Source organism: Tyzzerella sp. An114, assembly GCF_002161055.1.
GTDB lineage: Bacteria > Bacillota > Clostridia > Lachnospirales > Anaerotignaceae > Fimicola > Fimicola cottocaccae.
Map to the genome: position 1 here is coordinate 1 of NZ_NFLT01000040.1, position 7,290 is coordinate 7,290.

The following is a 7,290-nucleotide window of genomic DNA, read 5'->3' on the forward strand; positions in this document are numbered from 1 at the left end:
TTTATATCTCCATCATTTTCAATTAATGGTTCAAAAGTATTAATCCATAAATATTCTTTTGAAAAATTGCTTATTAAGGTTATAAATTCTTTAATATTATTATTATTTACAAAATATTTAGAACCTAATAATGATAATAATTCTATTTCATTTTCAAATAACTTCTTGTATTTAAAATATTTTAAATAATATATAAATATTTCTGATAAAATATAAATAGTACATATTATTAACGCATATAAAAATACCTTATTACTTACATATAATAAAGGTATACATAATATAAAAAGCATAATAAAATAAAGTATTTTACATATAATCCATACATCTATTTTAGAATTAATTCCATTAACCCACAAAACAGTTTTTATATTACTTTCTTCAAAACTATTTATATTAAACTTTTTTACTATAAAACAGCTTAATTCCAATAAAATTATATTCCAAAAAAATAATATTTTATGTCTATGTCCTAAGAAATATATATTTTTACTTGCATTAGTAATTGGAAAGTATGCTTTGTAAGAAATAATATTATAAAATCCATAAACTAAAATAATTATTCCTAAATATAATAAAACAATTATCATAGCACTATCATCTCCTATTTATAAATAAATAAAAAAAGCAAGGATAGCTCTAAAAAAGAACTATCCTTGCTTTTCAATTTAACATCCTATTTTATAAAATTTGCCTATTAATATCCTGTTTTAGGAAGTTTGCCTCTATTCACTGTTGGAGCATAAATACTTGTTGTAAATGTATCCTCTGCTTTTACTTTTTCCATTAAGTATGTTCCTCCAACTTCAACTCGGTTTACAAACTGGTATCCATTAGGTAAGTTTTCATATGTTTTACAATAAAGGAATGGTCTTTCAACTTCTCTAAAGCCTACATTAACTGTTCCAAACTCAAACTTAATATCTGTTATATATTCTCCAGACATAAGTCCTTTTGTACAATCAATCTCATATACTCTATCTGTAAATAAATTATCCTTTAAAACTCTGAAAGTACCTGTTTTATTTGTTTTATAATAGATTGTATATTTTAAGTTCTGATTATATGTACCTGTAAAAAGTCTTGTTATATATGCAGCATCTGCTGGAAGACTTTCATGAAGATAGAAATTATTAAGTGGTACAATAGATTTATTTTGTATATTATAAATATCATATCTTATTGTACTTCCACCCATTGTTTCTTTATATCCTGATTTCTCAACATTAGTCTTAAGACTTGTACTTTTGTTCGTTCTTTCAATTTCAACTATTTCTCCGTCATCTTCAATTTTGAAATTTATTGTTTCATCACTAAGTAAGAAATACAATGGACTTGTTGTTTCTTTCATCGTATATTCGCCATATCTAAGCCAACCACTTGTAGCATATCCAAAACTGTCGGTTGTAAGAACTTCTACTTTTTTACCATTTGAGTCATATATAGTATAATTAGCACCTCTAAGACCTGCACCTTTAAGAATTCCTGTAATTATATTATTATCCTCAGCAGTTTTATGTATTTTAACTTTACCCATAATAGGTTCATTTTCAACTTCAACAGTTGTTGTTTTACCCCATTTTGTTTTAACAGTCATAAGCCCTTCAATAGGTAAATAACCTTCCAATGGTTGTTCTTCAATATAATATGTACCTTCAATAAACATTTTTGAAATCTCAATTATACCATCACTATCAGTTGTATATTTACCAATAGACTCCTTATTACTATTAAAAATTTCAAATTCAACACCACTTATAGGCTTACCTGTTTCACTATCAGTTTTTTCTATTACTACAGATGCAAGTGGATAGTTTTCCCACTCTATAAGTTTATCATCGCCCCAGTCTAATGTTATTTTTCTTATATTAGTATCTAAAGCATAACCTTTTACTGTATCTGTTTCTCTTATAATATATGTACCTGAAGGGAACATATTTTCAAGGTTAATTTCACCACGTTTGTCTGTTCTGTAACTACCATACGTTTTACCATCACTTCTTACTATTGTAAACTCAACATTTTCAATGGCTTTACCTGTTACATAATCAGCTTTTTCAATTCTTAAAGTAGCATTTTTGTAATTTTCAAATTTAACAGTTGTAGGTTCATATGTTTTAACTTGAACATTTTTACTTATTTCTGTATCAAGATTATATCCTTTTGGTGCACTTACTTCAGTAACTACATACCAACCCTGTTCAAGAGAAGGTATATTTATTTTTCCGTCAGAACCTGTTGTATATTCTCCTACTGTTTCACCACTTATCTTTGCAACCTTAAATTTAGCACCCTCAAGTGGTTTCTGTGTTGTTTTATCTACTTTATATATAATAAGTGAAGCTTTTTGATAATTATATAATTCTATTTTTTGTGGTTCATTTTGTTTGAGATGTACAAGTTTAACTGTATTATCAATGTTATAACCTTCAGGAGCTTTGATTTCTTGCACTTTATATGTTCCTGCTTTAAGGTCTGATATACTTATAATACCACTTTCATCTGTTACATACTCACCTATAAACTGGTCATCTACTGTTGTAACCTTAATAGTTGCTCCTGCTAAAGGTTCTTTTGTTGAACCATCAAGCTTTTGTATAATAAAGCTATTTAATGGCTGATTAAAAAATTCAAGTGAGTAAACCTTGCCTTTTTCAATATATATTGTTTTTGCTGTATTATCCAATATATAACCATCTTTAGTTTTAACCTCTTGTATTATATATCCACCTGTAAGATATGGAATATAAATAGTACCAGTTTCATCAGTTCTATATTCACCATTACTTTCTCCTACAACAGCACCCTTTATATCTGTAATCTTAAATATTACATCGCTTAAAGGTTCTTTTGTATTAGCGTCATATTTCTTTATAAGAAGTCCACCTTTTGGTGCATTTGTAAATTCAAGTGTAACAATAGAATTATCATCTGTAAGACTTGCTGTTTGTATTGTTTCATCAAGTATATGCCCATCATCTGTACTTATTTCAGCAACAGAATAAACACCAGCTTTAAGACCTGTAATAATAACTGTACCATTAATTCCTGTTGTATATGTACCTATTGTTGTTCCACCTGTACCTGTTGCACCACTTAAATATTTAACTTCAAATTTTATACCAGAAAGAGCCTCTCCTGTTTCAGCATCAATCTTACGAATTATAATTGCAGACTTTGGAGAATTTTCAAATGTAATTGTTTTATCTTCTCCAGCTTTAAGAAATACATCAACAGACTCTGTTTTTCTTACATAACCTGAAGGTGCTTCAGTTTCCATAATTCTATACCAGCCTGTTTCTGCATTTTCTATTTTAAATTCTCCACTATCATTTGATGTATAGCTTCCTACTTTAACAACTTCACCGTCAAGAGAACGATTTACTGCTCTAAATACATCAAACTTTGCATTTTTTAATGGTTCTTTTGTTATAGAGTCGATTTTTTTAACTGTTAAATTAGGCTTTGTATCGTTTATAAATGTTAATATAACATCTTTGTCAGGTTCCATTGTTACATATTGTATATTGGGTTCAGATATTTCATAGCCTTCAGGAGCTTTAATTTCAGTAATTACTAATTTTTTAGATACACCATTTTCAATATCTATATCCTCAATAGTAAATGTTCCATCAACTCCCGTTGTGTAAGGACTTCCTTTAAGAGCTTGACCGTCAACTTCTTTAACTTCAAATACTGCTCCTGCAAGACCTTTTTCAGGATCTTTTTTATCAACCTTTTTAACTGTTAAGTCAGGAAGTCTATGATTTACAATTTGTATTTTTGTTGTATTTTCAATCCCTTCTTCTACAACAAGGTCATATTTTTTATTATTAGTTAAATATCCGTCTTTTGGCTGTACTTCTTGAACTTGATAATGTCATGGTTCTATTCCTGTTATTTCTGCAATACCATCTTCATTTGTTGTTACTGGACTGTTTGGTACAGGTGTATCTTCACCAAAACGAAATATATTAAATGATACTCCTTCTATTGGATTACCTTCAATATCAATTTTTTCTATATATATACCAGCTTTTTTGGTATTCTTAATTGTTATTTCTCCAGGCTTTCCACTTTCAGCATACACCTCATAAATCTTATTATTTTCTATATATCCACTTGCTGGAGTAATTTCTCTTATATCAAACCAACCTTCTTCAACACCATCTATTTTTATTTTACCTTCTTTATCAGTTATTCCTGTATATACTTGTTGTGTATTTTTATGAGTTATTTCAAAATATACACCTTCAATAGGCTTTGATGTTTCAGAGTCAATCTTTGTAATCTCAATATATGGCTTTGCTTTATTTTCCATTACAACAACTGTTTCTTCTCCCCAATCAACCTCACCTATTTGTGGTGTAGAATTTAATATATAATCAAACCTTGATGCTATTTCTATCACTTCATAGCTGCCTTCTGGTAAATCTTCGATAGTAACTTCACCATTTGTTCCTGTTTCAACAGTCTGTTCAAAGCCTGTTGTATGATTGATAACTTTAAAGAAAAAACCGGATAAACTTTCCTGTGTGTCAGCATCTATTTTTCTGATTGTTAAACTACCATATGGTTTATTTTCAAATATTAATTTAGGATGTATTTCAGAGTCATTTACTACTTCTACACTTTGTGAGTTTTGACCTACTGTAACACTATAATTAGGTGGTGCTGAAACTTCTGTTACTTCATAAGTTCCTGCTGGTATACCTGTAAATTTTATCACACCATCAGAAAGTTCTACTTTTCCACCATTACCAAGAATAGGTATTGTTGCTCCATTTGAAGCTTTTACTGTAATATTAATGTGATTACAACTATCGGAAACACCATGTATATTAAAAACAGCATCAGCTACTTTTTCTTTTGTATTATAATCAAGTTTTTCAATTAATAAGCTACCATCTCCAGAAACTTCTGGTTCATCTGGTTCTTCTGGTGTCTTTGAATATGTCATTGTGGAAGTATCCATTGATTGAGGAAGGAAGTTATAAATATAACCCTGCCAATTACCTGAAAGCCCTACTGGATTACCTAAATAGCTTACACTACTACTAAAATCTCCACCTACTGTTGTGCCATAAAACATATAGTTAATACCAGTTGAATCGGCAACTGATTTTTTAACCTTAACTGTTACATCATAACCCATAGGTACTTTAAAAGCTTTTTGTGTATCCCAAGAACCGCTTATATTAGTTTGTAAAGAAAGTTTTTTAGTTCCTCCATAAACCTCAATAGTACCACTTTCAACCATACTTATTAAATCATCACCAAGAATACTGAACTTCCAGTAATCTCTTTCCATATCAGTTGTAAAATGATAAGTATTTGATACCCAATCACCTTCAACTGTTGCTGTTTCAGAACCACTTACTGGTGAAAGTTTTGCTGTAAACTTAGGTGGTGTATAAGGATTTGATATGCCTTCGTTATATATTTTCTTTAATGCTTCAAGTACTCTTGTATTTCTTGCTTCATCACCACTTTTAATTGACCATTTATCTAACGAACCACCTACAATAGCTGTATGTATAGCACCATGTGTTGCATAGTATGCTTCATCAACACTTTGACAACCTAATTGTTCCGGTGTTTTATATGGATAGCCTGCTCTTGCAATACCAAGAATTATTTTTTCAGTAGAACCAATACTATCTAATGGATCAATCTGATATTTACCGTCTTGGTGTTGTGCTGTTCCTTTCCATCCAGGATTTTTACAATATGCAGGATATTCTAAAATTGAAGGATCATCTGATACCCATTTTGCAATATGAATGTTACTTACAATATTTCCATTATACTGTAATATATTGTTTAATGGTTTATCTGCTGTAATAGTCATATAGCCACCATTTGCATATAGATAGTCATATACCCCAGAACCTGTTGATGAACGAGCTTTTGGTATAGAATCTGTACCATATATATCTGTATAATTTTCTGCTAAATCCACATCAGTATTTAAAACAGTTTCAGGATAATCATAATTTATAGGTTTTTCTATCTCTTCTATAATAACATCATTTTCTTCATTTGACGTTTCATCTTTAATATAGGTATTACCATTACCTATTGTTATATAATCATTATTAACACTATTATTACCTATATTCCAAAACAAATCATTATAGCTATTAGATGAATTATTACCATTTGGAATAACTAATCCATCTTCATAATTTGCTAAAGTTGGAATACAACAACTAATAACAATACTAGCAGTTAAAAACATAGAAATAATTTTTTTTGCTATTTTCACAAACATCATCTCCTTTTTAGAAATTAAAAAAGAGTTCTGAAATCAGAACTCTTTTAACATTAATATAAAAATATTTAATTATAATAAATAATAATTATTTTATAATTTTTTCAAAACATATGCCTAAATTAGTATGTCTTTCAAGAGAGTGTAATTCTTCTTTTATATATTCCCAAGATTTTTTGAAATCATTAGTTACAGAAAAATCAGATTCTTGAATGAACTTTAAAAAACCATCTAAATCTTCCTTGTATTTTTTAGAAAAAGCAAGTGAATTTTTTTCTTTTTCATCATCTGTACTGTTTAATTTATTATATAAAACATGATCAAGATTTGATGACATATAATAAGCTGTATATGGAATAGAACTCCAAATTTTACTTTCAAAACAAATACGATTAATATTATCTGCTTTTCGCCTATTACGTTCTATAAGTTGTATTCTTTTTGATGTATATATTCCTGTAAGAGTATAAAATGGTTTATCTCTACTTAAATCTTCATGTATTATATCATCAGAAACATATGTTCCATCCATATCAATAAGATGAATAATTTCTTGAAAATCACTATTTTTATAATGATTAGATTTAGCATATTTTTTAACTAAATTAGCTATTTTTATTACAATATTTGTTTTTTGTGAATCTAAATCTGATGTTATATCTCCATGTGTTATTTCAACATATACTTCATTTTTATTATAAAGTCTAGAAAAAATTACACCTAATGCATCATAATCAGATGGACCTTCTACTATAATAAAAACAATTTTTTTACGAGCCAATCATATCCCCTGCCTCTCTAAAAGCTAATGAGATTTCATAATTATTTGTAGTTTCATATATTGGTTCATTCTGCTCACCTAATACAATATCCCTAAAATAAAAATCTCTCAAGTTATTATTATCTTTTATGTTAGCAAGCCTTATATATCTTTTAGAGAGGCAGGGGATATGATTGGCTCGTAAAAAAATTGTTTTTATTATAGTAGAAGGTCCATCTGATTATGATGCATTAGG

At 28.6% G+C, this 7,290-nt stretch carries 4 protein-coding genes; all 4 read right to left on the minus strand.

The features are described 5' to 3' along the window. The coding region (locus B5E58_RS12890; protein ID WP_143597277.1) for a hypothetical protein at positions 1-590 on the minus strand (590 nt) is incomplete at its 3' end. A gap of 107 nt (positions 591-697) precedes the next feature. Beyond that, positions 698-3,799 (minus strand): MSCRAMM family protein, encoded by a 3,102-nt coding sequence (locus B5E58_RS12895; protein ID WP_443080091.1) that lies wholly within the window; start codon positions 3,797-3,799, stop codon positions 698-700. A gap of 81 nt (positions 3,800-3,880) precedes the next feature. Then, the gene (locus tag B5E58_RS12900; protein WP_088110055.1) at positions 3,881-6,268 is read right to left on the minus strand and encodes a thioester domain-containing protein; all 2,388 of its coding nucleotides are present in this window, start codon (positions 6,266-6,268) and stop codon (positions 3,881-3,883) included. A gap of 94 nt (positions 6,269-6,362) precedes the next feature. Further along, positions 6,363-7,055, minus strand: a complete 693-nt coding sequence (locus tag B5E58_RS12905) for a hypothetical protein (protein WP_088110056.1) — start codon at positions 7,053-7,055, stop codon at positions 6,363-6,365. Positions 7,056-7,290 lie beyond the last annotated feature (235 nt).